Annotated in this window: 12 protein-coding genes; 2 read left to right on the forward strand and 10 right to left on the reverse strand. The window is 59.4% G+C overall.

Annotation, left to right across the window (positions count from 1 at the left end; genetic code table 11):
* Positions 1-31: 31 nt before the first annotated feature.
* The 4 genes from KSP9073_RS08105 to purD all read right to left on the reverse strand — a co-directional run bounded on the left by KSP9073_RS08105 (position 32) and on the right by purD (position 4,393).
* Positions 32-1,399: an MFS transporter gene (locus KSP9073_RS08105; protein ID WP_108842469.1), complete on the reverse strand. Its 1,368-nt coding sequence runs from the start codon at positions 1,397-1,399 to the stop codon at positions 32-34.
* Between the two features lie 377 nt (positions 1,400-1,776).
* Positions 1,777-2,118, reverse strand: coding sequence for a histidine triad nucleotide-binding protein (locus KSP9073_RS08110; RefSeq protein ID WP_108842470.1), 342 nt, complete (start codon positions 2,116-2,118; stop codon positions 1,777-1,779).
* Positions 2,119-2,160: 42 nt separating this feature from the next.
* Positions 2,161-3,033: a phosphoribulokinase gene (locus KSP9073_RS08115; protein WP_108842471.1), complete on the reverse strand. Its 873-nt coding sequence runs from the start codon at positions 3,031-3,033 to the stop codon at positions 2,161-2,163.
* Positions 3,034-3,112: 79 nt separating this feature from the next.
* Entirely contained in the window at positions 3,113-4,393 is a 1,281-nt protein-coding gene (gene purD / locus KSP9073_RS08120; RefSeq protein WP_108842802.1) for a phosphoribosylamine--glycine ligase, read from the reverse strand.
* Between the two features lie 159 nt (positions 4,394-4,552).
* Between purD and KSP9073_RS08125 the strand changes: the two genes are divergently transcribed.
* Positions 4,553-5,272, forward strand: coding sequence for a 16S rRNA (uracil(1498)-N(3))-methyltransferase (locus KSP9073_RS08125; protein WP_108842472.1), 720 nt, complete (start codon positions 4,553-4,555; stop codon positions 5,270-5,272).
* A gap of 40 nt (positions 5,273-5,312) precedes the next feature.
* Here the strand turns inward: KSP9073_RS08125 and KSP9073_RS08130 are convergent, their stop codons facing one another.
* The 3 genes from KSP9073_RS08130 to KSP9073_RS08140 are packed head-to-tail and all read right to left on the reverse strand — an operon-like array spanning position 5,313 to position 8,791.
* Positions 5,313-6,770: a phosphotransferase gene (locus KSP9073_RS08130; protein ID WP_108842473.1), complete on the reverse strand. Its 1,458-nt coding sequence runs from the start codon at positions 6,768-6,770 to the stop codon at positions 5,313-5,315.
* Entirely contained in the window at positions 6,767-7,978 is a 1,212-nt protein-coding gene (locus tag KSP9073_RS08135) for an acyl-CoA dehydrogenase family protein (protein WP_108842474.1), read from the reverse strand. The genes KSP9073_RS08130 and KSP9073_RS08135 overlap by 4 nt, the downstream gene beginning before the upstream one ends.
* A gap of 30 nt (positions 7,979-8,008) precedes the next feature.
* Positions 8,009-8,791: an SDR family NAD(P)-dependent oxidoreductase gene (locus KSP9073_RS08140; RefSeq protein ID WP_108842475.1), complete on the reverse strand. Its 783-nt coding sequence runs from the start codon at positions 8,789-8,791 to the stop codon at positions 8,009-8,011.
* A gap of 385 nt (positions 8,792-9,176) precedes the next feature.
* Here KSP9073_RS08140 and KSP9073_RS08145 point away from each other — a divergent pair, with 385 nt between their 5' ends.
* Positions 9,177-10,832 (forward strand): AMP-binding protein, encoded by a 1,656-nt coding sequence (locus KSP9073_RS08145; protein WP_207771441.1) that lies wholly within the window; start codon positions 9,177-9,179, stop codon positions 10,830-10,832.
* Positions 10,833-10,929: 97 nt separating this feature from the next.
* On the opposite strand, the gene KSP9073_RS08150 is transcribed toward KSP9073_RS08145, so the two are convergent.
* From KSP9073_RS08150 to KSP9073_RS08160, 3 genes are read right to left on the reverse strand one after another with little or no spacing between them, the layout of a single operon-like run.
* Positions 10,930-11,994 (reverse strand): glycosyltransferase family 2 protein, encoded by a 1,065-nt coding sequence (locus KSP9073_RS08150; RefSeq protein ID WP_108842477.1) that lies wholly within the window; start codon positions 11,992-11,994, stop codon positions 10,930-10,932.
* Positions 11,975-13,498: a lipopolysaccharide biosynthesis protein gene (locus tag KSP9073_RS08155; protein WP_108842478.1), complete on the reverse strand. Its 1,524-nt coding sequence runs from the start codon at positions 13,496-13,498 to the stop codon at positions 11,975-11,977. The genes KSP9073_RS08150 and KSP9073_RS08155 overlap by 20 nt, the downstream gene beginning before the upstream one ends.
* A gap of 38 nt (positions 13,499-13,536) precedes the next feature.
* Positions 13,537-14,571, reverse strand: a complete 1,035-nt coding sequence (locus KSP9073_RS08160) for an ATP-grasp domain-containing protein (protein ID WP_108842479.1) — start codon at positions 14,569-14,571, stop codon at positions 13,537-13,539.
* Positions 14,572-14,599 lie beyond the last annotated feature (28 nt).

The following is a 14,599-nucleotide window of genomic DNA, read 5'->3' on the forward strand; positions in this document are numbered from 1 at the left end:
GCCGCGCCGTCTGCAATAGAAGGAATGATGATCAGCTCATCTGCTCACCGGTACGGTGTCCGCCGGCCGGCGTTCGTGGCTGATCATGTACCGGCCTGCCCGCCTCACCTGACTCGCTGGTCGCCCCCTGCGGAAACCGCACGCTCAATGCAGCAAAGGCAATCAGCGTCACCGCGATCCCCAGAAAGAAAAGTCCCTGCTGATAGCTCAGTGATTCCGATCGAAACAGAAAACCGGCGGCCACCGCGCCCACGTTGCCGCCGGCGCCGACGATCCCGGCCACGGCTCCCAGAGCCCGACGATTGATAAAGGGCACCACACCATAGGTCGCGCCTTCTGCCATCTGTACACAAAGGCTGAACAGCACCATGGTCATGATGGCGATGCCCAGTACCTGCATCTGGGAGAACAGGATCAACGCCACGCCCTCGCACAGCAGCGTCAAAAAAAGCCAGCGCACGCGCCCCTTGAGGCCACTCAGACGGGCAAAGCGATCAGAGAAAAACCCACCCAGCGCTCGAGCAAAAAGGTTCATCATGCCGAAAAGGCCCGCAATCAGGCCGGCCGTGCCCAGCGACAGCTCAAAGTTATCGAAATAATACAGCGCGGCGATATTGTTGATGGTCAGCTCAACGCCGAAACAGGCGCCATAGACCAGAAACAGGGCCCAGACGCGAATATCCCTGATGGCCGAGCCAAAGCTGGCCCGCGCGCCATATTCGTTTTTGGCCTCGACAAGCTCTCCACAGCGACGCAGATCGGCAAAATTGCCATCCGGTGCGTCCTGGGTGAAATGCCAATAGGCGATACCAGTCAGAAACAACACCAGACCCGGCACGATCATCGCCAGCCGCCAGCCCAGCGTTTCACTAACGCCCAGCATCAAAAGCCCCGACAGCACCAGAGGCATGAGAATCTGGGTCGTTCCACCACCCAGGTTGCCCCAGCCGGCCGTGGCCGCATTGGCCGTGCCCACCACATTGGGACCAAACATGATCGAGGTGTGATACTGGGTAATCACAAAGGAGGCACCAATCGCGCCGATGGCCAGGCGCGCCAGTAAAAAGCTTTCAAAACTGTCGGCAAGCCCGATCGACATGACCGGCAGTGCGCCCAGGCACAACAGCCAGGTGTAGGTGCGCCGCGGACCAATACGGTCACATAAAAGCCCGATGAACAGGCGCACCACCACGGTCACGGCGACCGAGGCGATCATCGTATTACCAATCTGGGTCTTGGTCAGGTTCAGGTCATCTCGTACAACAGCCATCATCGGCGCGATGCCAAACCAGCCAAAAAAGCACACATGGAAGGCAAACCAGGACAGGTGAAACGCACGCATCTGCGGCGTTTTAAAATCGAAAAGCCGAATGCGGGTGGCCTTGTTTCTGATGTCCATGATGCTGTCTCGGTAAGGGGCTTGATGACGCCTGCGCGCGTTTCAAAAGGCGTACAGAACAGTCGCTTCATCGCACTCACACCGGCGCAGGTCTGATCTGGAATGCCCCGGGCGCGTCGTGACGCGATTACCGAGCAAGACACGTGCCAGATATAACCAACCCCGGATAACACAGCGGAATAAAGGTGCGTTTTATCCTATTTGTCATCCGGGGCGTTTGTTCATGATCTCCTGTATGGCCTTTTATCCGTATCGCGCACCACGATGGCCCATCGCCCTGATGACACCGCCAGCCAGAGCCCCTATCGTGAAGTACCAGGCATGAAAAAAGCGCCGGCAGTCAGGCTGCAGGCGCTTTTGAGGGTTGATGCAAGGCCTTAACCGGCAGGCCAGCTCATTTGGCGCCCGCCCATCAGATGCAGGTGAATGTGGTAGACGCTCTGGCCGCCCTGCTCGTTGCAGTTCATCACCACGCGGTAGCCTTGCTCGGCGATTCCCTTTTCACGTGCAATCTGCGCCGCCACAAGATGCAGCTTGCCCACCACTTGCGCGTCGGCTTCAGTGAGGTCGTTAAGGGTAGCGATTTCCTTTTTGGGAATGATCAGGACATGCACCGGCGCTTGAGGATTGACGTCGTTGAACGCCAGCACCTCATCGTCTTCAAAGACGATGCTGGCATTGATCTCGCGATTGATGATTTTGGTAAAGATCGTGGACATGAAAACTCCCTGGTCGGAAATGGATCATTATCGTCGGCGCGTCTATCGAAAACGCCGCTGGGCCAGCAGGGCTTCTATCTGAGGTTCAAGAATCAACTCGATGGCCAGTGGCATTTGTGACCCGGGCACCACCAGTGTATTGGGCCGCGTCATGAAGGCACCCGACAGCATGGTCAACAGGTAAGGGAAATCCGCGCTGTCCCGGTCGCGAAAGCGAATCACCACGAAGGATTCGGCATCAGAAGGAATCGCCTGCGGCTCGAAGGGATTGGAGGTATCTACCGTGGGCACACGCTGAAAATTGATATGCGTGCGGGAAAACTGCGGCACGATATAGCGCACATAGTCCTGCATGCGTCCGAGAATCGTCTCGACCACCGCTTCATGGGAATGACCGCGCATGTTGATGTCGCGATCGATCTTTTGAATCCATTCGAGATTAACGGTAGGCGTTACCCCGATCAGCAGATCAACGTGCTGTGCCAGGTCCTGGCTGGAAGAGACCAGACCACCATGCAGTCCCTCGTAGAACAAAAGATCCGTACCGGTGGGCAGGGGCTGCCATTCGGTAAAGGTCCCGACACGATAACCGGCCTCCAGCATACGCTTGTCTTCGGAATGGATGTAATGACGGTAGGTGCCGGTACCATGTTCACCGTACTCGGCAAACAGGCGCTCGAGGCGGTCCAGCAGGTTGGCCTCGACCGCGAAGTGTGAGAGCTCGTTTTTGCGTTCGGGCTCGTCACGAAAGATACGGGCAAGATCTTCCCGACTATAGCGGTGAAAGGCGTCGCCATCCACAAAGGCCGCCCTGATGCCCTTGCGCGAAAACATGCGCTCGAAGGCGCGCCGCACGGTAGTGGTTCCTGCGCCGGACGAGCCGGTAATGGCAATCACGGGGTGCTCGCGTGACATGGCGCCTCCTGAGCTGCAGACCCGAGACGGGTGTTGTTATTGACACCGGTCAGCCCTGAAGGCCGGCCGGCGTGCAGCGCTATCGGTTGATGGCGCGGGCAGCAATGTCGCTGCGATAAAACCCGCCTTCAAACTGCATGGCGGCCACGCCCTCATAGGCAATGTCGCGCGCCGCCTTCACATCATCTCCCAGCGCCGTGACACAGAGGACACGCCCGCCCGCTGTCTCGATGGCGCCGTTTTCACTCTCTCGGGTGCCGGCATGAAACACGTGACAGCCAAGGCGCTCGGCGTCATCAAATCCCGTAATCACATCACCCTTTCGATAGCTGCCCGGATACCCCTCGGCCGCCATCACGACACCCACTGCCGGGCGCGGGTCCCATTGACAGTGATACTGGCCAAGCTGGCCATCGATGGCCGCCTCGCACAGCGTAACCAGATCAGACTGCAAGCGCAGCATGATCGGCTGGGTTTCGGGGTCGCCAAACCGGCAATTGTATTCGATAACGCGCGGGGCGCCCTGATCATCGATCATGAGCCCTGCATACAAAAAGCCCGTATACGCATTGCCGTCAGCCTTCATGCCCTGAATGGTCGGCATGATAATTTCACGCATGACACGCTTGCGCACGCTTTCAGTGACTACGGGCGCCGGCGAATAGGCACCCATGCCGCCAGTGTTGGCACCGCTGTCGTTGTCACCTACCCGCTTGTGGTCCTGGCTGGTCGCCATTTCCACAACGTGGTCGCCATCAGCCATGACGATAAAGCTGGCTTCTTCGCCGTCAAGATACTCCTCGATGACCACGCGCGCGCCGGCATCACCGAAAGCGTTGTCCTCCAGCATGTCCTGAATGGCCGCGCGTGCCTGCGCCATGTCCATGGCCACGATCACGCCCTTTCCGGCGGCCAGACCGTCAGCCTTGATCACGATCGGTGCCCCTTGTGACTCAAGATAGGCCAGCGCCGGCGCCACTTCCGTAAAGCTTTGATAGCGGGCGGTCGGGATGCCGTGGCGCGCCAGGAAATCCTTGCTGAAAGACTTGGAACCTTCAAGCCTTGCGGCTGACGCGCTTGGGCCAAAAATCCTGAGGCCTTCGGCCTGAAAACGGTCAACGACACCGGCCACCAGCGGCGCTTCAGGGCCCACCACGGTAAGATCCACCCTTTCATTGAGGGCGACCGCCAGCAACCCTTCAATGTCACCGCCGGCAACATCCACGTTACGAAGGCCGGGCGCGCGTGCGGTACCGGCATTGCCGGGAGCCAGCAGCACTTCATTCACCCGCGGTGACTGTGCCAGTTTCCACGCCAGCGCGTGTTCGCGGCCACCGCCGCCAATCATCAGTACCTTCATGCCGAAGCTTTCCTGCGTCATGGTTCAAGCCATTACCCGTGTGCCCGGGTGCGTGTCCGGCGCATTATGTCAGAAAGCGAACGGGTCGTCCGCCCGTGGCCGCTGCGCTATCATTGTCGCCCCCATCGACACGCCCTCGCTTTTGGAAATACCGCCCCCATGAATCTTTTGTTGCTCACTCCTGACGACCTTGTGACGCCCGCTCAAGCGTGTATCCACGATAGCCGACGACTGCGCCATCTTCACGAGATACACAAGGCTTCACCGGGCGAGGAGCTGACTGTCGGCATGACCGATGAAGGGATCGGCCGGGCGCGACTGATCGAACTTGAAAAAGAGCGGGCACTGTTCGAGATACTGCATCTTGACACCCCCCCGCCACCGGCTTTGCCGGTGCATCTGTTGCTGGCCCTGCCACGCCCGCGAATGCTGGCCCGCTCGCTCGAGAACATCGCCACAATGGGGGTCAAACGGCTGACGCTTTTGCATACCGCCAGAGTCGAGAAAAGCTACTGGCAGTCGCCCGAGCTTCAGCCCGAGCGCATCGAGGCGCATCTGCGCCTTGGCCTTGAGCAGGCCCGCGACACGGTATTACCGGTAGTGGACCTGCAGCCCCGCTTTAAACCCTTTATCGAGGATCAGCTGCCTGCGGCACTGACCGGTCATCGGGCGCTACTGGCCCACCCCGGCATCGGAGAAAGCTGCCCTCGCGGGCTGCCCATGGATCAGCCCGTGACCCTGGCGATTGGTCCCGAAGGCGGGTTTATCCCCTATGAAGTCGAAAGACTTCAGACACTGGGCTTTGAAGGGATTCATCTGGGTCCGCGCATACTGCGCGTTGAGACAGCGGTCGTGTCGCTGCTGTCACGGCTTTTTTAAACGCCCGGGCCGCCCAGGCATATGTCACTACCGACCGTCTCTACTGCTGCGCAGCGCGCGGCTGGCTGATACGCGCACGCGCCAGCGCGTCTTCCCGGAGCAGATGACGCAGCGCCTCAAACTGCTCAGGGGTATCGCGCGCCCCTCGAGAAATTTCATCGACCAACGCCCGTGCCCCGGCATGGTCGTCTTCGGCATCCATCGGCAGGGAGAGCTGTTGGGCCAGTGTTTCCCTGACCTCGCCCCATATGGAGACACCCCGATACTGCTGGCGAGCAATGATCGATAGTGCATTGGCGACCATCAGGGCCGAATGCCGTGCCTCTCCCTCCAGCGCCGGAATGATCTCTGACTTGAGGGTCTGACGCGTGATCTCCATCAGATCGCGTGCGTCATCATTAAGGGCCGAAAGCGCCTCCCACGCGACGGGAAGAGAATGCTCGGTCGTATGGGCGTCTGCCAGATCGGATGACGACGGCAGGCTGGCCGGGTCGATACCGGCAGCGACAGGGATCAGGCGCAGCAGGTCAAGCTCAAGGCCCGGCAGTAGATGCGACGTCAACGCAAGCTCAAGATCCGGCTGAACACCGCTATCATGCCGCGCGCCCTGCTCCAGGGCGATAACGGCCCAGCGAAGCGTCGCCAGGATAATCCATTTATCGAGCTGCTCACGATCAACATGCACCCCGCCGGCATTCTCATAGCCGCGTATAAAGGCGTCGATCGAACCCAGACCACCGGCCTCGCCCGGGCCGCCGAAACGCCAGCAGGGCGCGCAGAACCAGCCAATGTCGGCAAGCGCGGCATTGGGTCCGGCAAACTCCCAGTCCAGCACGGCCTCGAGTCGACCGTCGTTGATCATGAGATTGCCGGTACGAAAATCGTTGTGAGCAAAAACGGGCTGAGCGGATGCCGGTGGGTGGCATTCCAGCCAGCGCAGCGCCCATGCCAGCACCGGCTGAGGCTGGTCCAGCCGCGCCAGACGAGCATGAAAATCGGCAAGCTGAGTGGAGACCACATCAACGCCCTCGTGATCGTCATCGCTGGGCAGCGGGAAGGCATGAATGCGCGCAAGCTCTGCCCCCAGAGCTTCCACCAGCGACTCGAGTGCACCGTCACCTGCCTGAGCGACGAGCGCCCGGGGCGATGCCTCACCCGCAACATGGCGCATGACCATGAAGGGGCGACCCAGAACGCTGTCGTCCGCACACATCCACAGCGGCTCGGGCACCTGAATATTGTGGCGCCAGGCACGCTCAAGCACCGCAAACTCTTCCTGACGGCTGGCACTAATGGCCAGCGGTGCACGGGCATCGCTGCGCAGTACCCAGCGTTGCTCTCCGGCCATGGGCCCGCCGGTCACAGCCACCTCCAGAAGACGATTGTCCTGCACGGCGCCGCCCCCCAGGCGCCGCTGTGATCTGATCACCACGTTGTCGGCGCCGCTGCGCTGTGCCAGCCACGCCCTCAGAACCGAATCGGAACCGTCATCCCTCATTGATCAGCCACCTCCCAGTGCCAGAAGTCGTTGCCTTCACTGCGAAGCATGCGCGCCAGCAACATCTGATGGACTTCGGTAGCGCCATCCACAATGCGAGCCTGACGCGCGTAGCGGTAGATCCACTCCAGCACCGTGTCCTGGGAGTACCCCTTGGCACCATGCACCTGGATGGCCACATCCACGGCCTTGTTGAGTACGTTGGAGACGGCCACCTTGGCCATGCTGACTTCCTTGCGGGCAAAGCTGCCCTGATCGAGTGCCCAGGCAGCCTTCATGACCAGCGTCCGGCCTATCTCGATCTCCATGGCCACTTCCCCCAGCATCGTCTGGATGCTCTGGTTATCTGCCAGTGCAGCACCAAAGGCCTGACGCATCTCGACATGCCCCAGCGCCTCTTCCATCGCACGCTGTGCCAGACCCAGCCAGCGCATGCAGTGCGTCAACCGCGCCGGTGCCAGCCGGATCTGGGCGACCTTCATGCCTTCGCCCACCCCCAGCACCACCTGGTCGTCGGGAATTTCAAGCCCGTCAAAGATCAGCTCACAGTGCCCCCCGTGCTCTTCGGGTCCCATGATCGGAATACGACGCTTGATCTCCCAGCCGGGCTGATCTCGATGAAACAGAAAAACCGTCAGCCCTTTGCGCGCATCATCACTGGTTCTTGCCACCAGCATGAAATGCTCGGCAAGGCCGGCACCGGTAATGAACCACTTGTGACCGTTGATGACCCAGCGATCACCGCGGCGCTCGGCCCGGGTCTGCATCATGCCGGCCATATCGGAGCCGGAGCCGGGATGTGGCTCGGTCAGAGCAAAGGCACTGCGTACCCGGCCATCAACAATCGGCTGAAGCCAGCGCGCCTTCTGCGCTTCGGTGCCGACCTTTTCAAGCACCATCATGTTGCCGTCATCGGGGGCTACGGCGTTAAAGCACACCGGTCCGAAAATGGAGCGGTTCATGGCTTCATAGCAGGCCGCCATGCCTACCATGGAAAGTCCCATGCCGCCGCGCTCCCGCGGCATCTGTGGCGACCAGAGACCAGCGTCCTTCACCTCGCCACGCAGCCGCTGAAGGTGATGATCCACGATGTTTTCGTGCTCATCGTAATTGGCGCGGTCCTTCTCCAGCGGCATGATCTGCTCCTCCACGAAGGTAGCGATGCGCTGACGGTACTGCTCAATGTCCCGGGGGAGTGAGAAATCCATGTGATGTCCAGAAAGGTAGGGAAATAAGCATCAAAGCGAGCTGACCGTGTGGCCGCCATCGACTGTAAGTACGCTGCCGGTCATGTAGCTGCCGGCGTCGCTGCACAGCAGCAGCAGAGGACCATCAAGGGATTCGGGCGCGCCCAGGCGTCGCTGGGGGATACGCCGAATCAGCTGCTGCCCCTGCTCGCTCCCGAAAAAGTCGTGGTTGAGAGGCGTATCGATATAGCCCGGTGCCAGGGCGTTCACTCGAATGCCGTAGCGTGCCCATTCAAGTGCCAGGCTTTTGGTGAGCTGGATCAACCCTGCCTTGCTGGCACTATAGGCCGCCACATGACCGGCCACCCGCAGTCCGAGAATCGAGGCCACGTTGACGATCGCACCGCCGGTGCCCTGCGCCTGCATGGCCTGCGCTGCAGCTTTTGAGACCCGCATTGCCCCGTTGAGGTTGGTATCGATGATGTCGGTCCATGCATCCATGTCGCGCGATATCGCCGGGGTCGTATCGGTAATGCCGGCATTGTTGACCACGATGTCAGGAACCTGACCCGCCTCAAGCGTCAGCGTTTCGAGTGCATGACGCACATCCTTTTCATCACGAATGTCCATGGCACACACCCATACCGTAATGCCTTGCGCGCGCAGTTCAGCGGCCTGCGTTTCCAGAGGCTCGCGTCGCCGCCCCGTCAGCATCAATGACGCACCGGCGCTTCCAAGCACCTGACTGAAATGCGCACCCAAACCACTGGCAGCCCCCGTGATCAGCGCCGTTCGACCTTCAAGACATAGACGCCCTTCAATACCCGTCGTCATGACGACTCCATCTTCCGAGGCAACACATGGCCCGCACACGACAGTGCATCCTTATATTCAATATTAAACATAAGCGATTCAAATAATCGGTGGGTATAAAACAGATAATAACTTTTAAACTACGACGTATTGTTTCATCGGAATGTGCCGTATCGACCATGTTGTTTTTACAAAACAAAAAAGCAGCGAGACCGTGTTTATATTGTATGAGTAAAACCGTGAACCTTTTAATTCAAACTTAATCTGTTTAACTCGCCAGCCTTGTTAACAGATTATTAAATCGTAGGCCGAGTTTGCGAGACTGACATACCCAATATTATTTGTCGGACTTAAAACTCATTAAAAAAATAAAACAGCATACTCATGGCCTCGTGGAGATATGGCATTGAATCATTACCGTGCACCAGCATCATCGTCATGCTCACCACAGTGTGAAAGCAATTACGCCCCCCTTTCACCCGTCAGCTTTCTGGAGCGTGCCGTTCGGGTTCATCCTGACCGGGCTGCCGTCATTGAAGAGGACGTCACCCTCACGTATCGAGCGTTTTATCAGCGTTGTCGGCAACTTGGTGGTGCCCTTCAGGCGGTTGGGCTTGCACCGGGCGAGGTGGTGTCGACGCTTGGCATGAACTCGAAAGCCATGCTGGAAGCACACTATGGCGTACCGATGGCAGGCGGCATTCTCAATGCCATCAATGCAAGGCTCGATGGCGCTTCCATCGCCTTCATCATGGCGCATGCTGAAACGCGTGTACTGATCTTTGATCAGGGCCTGCGCAGCACGGTGGCCACGGCACTGTCACTTTTGACAACACCGGCGCCCGTGCTGATCGAAGTCAGGGATGGCAGCAGCGATGCATCATCATGGAAATGGCCCGCGCCTCATGACTACGACGCGCTGGTAGACAGTGCCCTGCCGTGCCCTTCTCTGTCGCCAGAGAACGAAAATGACTGTATCGCGCTCAATTACACCTCGGGCACGACAGGTAACCCAAAGGGCGTCATCTATAGCCATCGAGGGGCCTATCTCAACGCCCTTTCCAATACGCTGACGCTCAGGATGGATGACCGCACGGTCTATCTCTGGACGCTGCCCATGTTTCACTGCAATGGCTGGACCCATACCTGGGCGGTCACGGCGGCTGGTGGCACACACGTCTGCATGCGCCGGATCGAGCCGGGCCGCGTACTTGAAATGATCCATGCCAGAGGCATTACGCACATGGCGGCGGCGCCCATCATCATGACCATGCTGCTGGAGCGCCCGGAAGCGGCCACGCCGCTTCCGCGCCCGGTCATGCTGGCCACCGGCGGCGCACCACCCAACTCGGCCACCATTGCCCGCATGAGCGCGCTGGGATTTGACGTGCTGCACCTCTACGGTATGACAGAAACCTATGGCCCCTCACTGGTCTGTCAGTTCCAGCCGGAGTGGTCGACGTTGACCGCCGAGACGCGCGCGCGCCTTCAGATCCGCCAGGGCGTGGGCACCCTTGCCATAGAACGCGTGGCCCTGAAGGACCCGGTCACCCATGAAGATGTCCCCGCCGATGGGCAGTCACTGGGCCATCTGATGCTGCGTGGCAATACCATCATGCAGGGCTATATCAAAAACCCTGACGCCACTCGCGAAGCCATGGGACGTGGCTGGCTCGATACCGGCGACATCGCCGTGATGCATGAAGACGGCTATATCGAGATCCGTGATCGCGCCAAGGACATCATCATTTCAGGTGGTGAATCGATTTCCTCCATCGAGATCGAAGAAATCATGATGGGCCATCCTGCCATCCGCGAAGTCGCCGTGATCGCAAGGCCTCATGATTTCTGGGGGGAGACGCCACATGCCTTCGTGGTCCTGGCCTGTGATATCGACCAACCCGGTGAAGCCGAACTGTTGGGCTGGTGTCGTGAGCACATGGCCCATTTCAAGGTGCCAAGGCATGTCACGTTTCAAACGTCACTGCCGAGAACCTCGACCGGCAAGCTTCAAAAATATGCGCTGCGCGAGCATCAAAAGACCCGGATGGCTACTGTCTGAGCCCGCGTTGACAGGTTCTTTGGCCCCGACAGGGCCTGGACGGCCTGTCAGCCCTGCAGGGTTGTAGCCCCACAGGTTTATCGGACTTAAACCGCTGTCAGGCGCTGGCGGTGGAGCTTTGGCGCTGATACCAGTGACGCAGCGCCACGACTCTACCCGCCAGCCAGGGGGTTCGACGCAACAAAAATAGCAAGCGCTGCGGCAACGAGATGGTCTGATGATGCATGCTGGTCGTGATCGCCTCTCGAAAGCCGCGATAGCGACCCGCTTGAAGATATTCCACCGAGGCGTAATACCAGCGCCGCGCCATGGCCAGCGTAATGGCTGGCGTATGAGACGCGTCGAGCTGGCCCGCCAGATGCGTCATGCACTCGGCGTGACGGGCCATGAAATCCTGATGGCGCGCATAACGTCTGTCATCTTCCAGCTGACGCTGCTGCTGCGACCACGAGCCCTGGGCATGCGTGCGATAGACCGCCATGACATCGGGCAGATAAAGCGCGCCGGCCGGACAGGCGGCCAAAACCTGAAGATAAAAGTCACCAACCGGTGCCGTGGTATAAAACCATTCGGGCAGGCGCTCCAGTACGTGTCGATGCAACATCAATGACGGTGACGGACAGTAATCACCGGTATGCACCAGCAGTTCATCAAGGGGCACGACGCGCTCATGATTGCGTCTGTCCTGGTCCTCAATGTGCAGGGTTTCCTTCTCGGGGCCGCGCCGTATCACGTTGTGATAGCTGATCGCGATGTCCGGTCGGGCCTGCATGGCGCGATACTGTCGGGCAAGCTTTTTCTCGTCACACCAGAAATCATCGCCTTCACACAGCGCCAGATACGGGGCGCTGGCAAACCCTGCCGCCAGCGGCATGATTCTGTGCCCTTTCTGGTACTGATTGTCATCACGCAGTACGGCCCGAATGACGCGCGGATAGCGACGGGCATATTCGGCGACGATTTCTGCCGTACCATCGGTCGAGGCATCGTCGTGCACAATGATTTCAAAGCAGAAATCCGTTTGCTGATGCAAAAAGCTCTCAATGGTCTCCCGTATATAGCCGGCCTGGTTGAAGGTCGTGCAGATAACGCTGACTTCCGGCGCGTCCGCCCCGGTCGGCCATTGCCGGACCAGCATCGCTTCAGTGGGTAGCGCGGGCATGCTTTCTCTCCTGCAAACGGCGAATGATCATGTCGCGCCCGACCGAGGAAACAACCGCGTTGACCAGCAAAATGGCAATGCCCATGCTCATCAGGCAGACAAAAATCCAGGGCCTGGGCAGCGTCCAGAGAGACAGCCCCAGCCACTGATAAAACAGCAGCATTAGCGCCGTGGCGACCGCGCAGGGCAAAATGTCCCGGGTCATCCACTCACGATGAATCCCCGGGGCAAACCTTGCATGCACAAACGGCGTCCAGAGCAAAAACGAGAGAAGGCGAAAGCCACACCAGGCCACCGCCACACCGATCGCCTGCCACTGCCAGGCGGCCACCACCACCACCGGCACCACGATCAGGACAGAGACCGTGTTGTAGATGACATGCAGGCGCAACTGACCATGGGCATACTGGAGATAATACTGAAAGGCGCCGATGGCCAGCAGCCCATTGCCCAGCGCATACCAGAGTAGAATGGGCGCGCCCCACCGGGCGGCCTCCATGTTACCGGTCCAGGCATACAGCAGCTGCCCACCGTAAAGGGCGACCATTCCGGCTACCGGCAGCAGAGTGGCCGCAATGAACTGGGAGGCACGGCGGTAAAGGCGCAGCATTTGCGCCTCCTCCTGACTGGCCAGAAGCCCCGTCATGCGGGGCATCAGAGCGCGGCTGATCGGCATGGTCAGCGTCATGATCGCGTTGGCCACCACCACAACCAGGGTGAAATAGCCGTATTCCGACAGCGGCAAAAACGAGGACAACAATAGCTTGTCGAGCTGCGTCATCAGTATCCAGATACCGGCCGTATAGGCCACGCCGCCGGCAAAGGGCAGCACCGGGCGCAGCACGGCCCATGAAAATCCCTGCCACTGCTCGCGCCCGCCCAGCAGGCGATAGAACATCACGCCCAGCACCACAAGCTCCAGCAGTGCGATGGCAATCTGATATTCGAAATAGGCGCTGGGACGGGTGCTGACAAACTGCAAAATCAGCAGAACACCGACGAACTTGAACGTGGCAATCACGACATTGGCCACATTGAGCGAGACCTGACGCTCCAGTCCCTGGATGCCGCTTCGATATAATGATGCCAGCCAGCGCATGCCGATCATGTACCCCATGAGCACAATGCACCAGGCCACCTCATCGCGTGACAGCGTCTTGACCTCGAGCCAGTTCGTGGCGATCCAGTCGCTGCCCAGCACGATCGACACCACCATGACGACTGCCAGCCCCAGAAACACGATTTCAAGGCTTCGCACCAGCCTGCGCAGCAGCTGCCACTGATCGCCCTGATGTGTTGCCGCCCGGGCCGTTTCGCGGGCAAGCGTGGGCGACATGCCCATGTCCAGAAGATTGAGCCAAGCTTGTAAAACGATGAAAAAACCCACCAGACCGTAGGCTTCCTCGCCCATCCAGGCCAGATAAAAGGGATAAACGACAATACCGATCAGCGTGGTGTAAAGCTGACCGGCATAGTTGGCAAGCGCATTGGCCTTGACCGACACGTGGTACTCCTGTCAAACGAAACCGCGGGGCCTGTGGTTCAGGTATTTCTGGCCGATTCAGGGGCCTGCATGGGCACCAGTGCCTTGAGGCCGAAGGTTCCGACACGAGCCACACAGGGCACCGGTGACTGTCCCTGAGCCAGACGCACCAGCATTTCAGGATAGTTGGCACCCGCCAGATGCGAGAACGGATACCCACCGCCGAAGCGGGCATTAAACTCGATCACGGCCAGACGGTCACCACTGACCATGACGTCGACATCCAGATTGCCCACATGTCCCAGCTGACGCCCCAGTCGCTCGCCCAGTCGTGTCAGTTCAGGCATATCCACGACCTCGGCCACATCGGTCTCTCCCGAGCGCATGCGTACCTTGCGCTTGACGGTGGTCACCACATGATGGCGCTTGAAGTCGTTAAACACGTCAAGTCCGTATTCCTGACCTGAAATGCCTTCCTGGATCAGTACATCGCCTCGGCCATCCTTTTCGATAACACGCTCTTCCATCAGCGTCAGGTAACTGCGGGCAATGCCACGGCGGGTATGCTCATGAAAAAAGCGCAGCTCATCGGCGTCACGGGCCATCTGCACGCCAATGGAACCCATGCCCCAGCGAGGCTTTATAAACAGCGGCCAGCGCACCTCACCCGCATCGACGGCTTCCAGTGCCGACGACAGTGACGCCCAGGTGCGTGGGCCATCAAAACCGTGCTCCTGCAAAAAGATCTGGGTACGCCATTTGTCGTTGGCAATATCCACGACCGCCTCATCGGAAACGGCCACCTGAATGCCACGCTCGGCAAATCGCTTGCGGGCGGCGCTGAGAAAAGGCAGATCGATATCAAACAGTGACACCACCAGCCCGACCTTTTCCTTCTCGGCAATATCGAGCAACGCATCGATATAGCCCGGATCATTGACGCCAGGCACCTCATAGGCACGATCGGCGCGCCACATGCCATCGGTCAGAGGGTCGCTATTGGCCGCGATCACGCGGCCCTGGCCGGCGAGCGCCTCACGAAAATAGTCCACCAGGTAGCCGCGCCGGCCCACGCAGGACAGCAGTATGTTCATGAATTCACTCCAGAGTCGCTGCAATGGG

It is taken from the genome of Kushneria phyllosphaerae (assembly GCF_900312995.1).
GTDB lineage: Bacteria > Pseudomonadota > Gammaproteobacteria > Pseudomonadales > Halomonadaceae > Kushneria > Kushneria phyllosphaerae.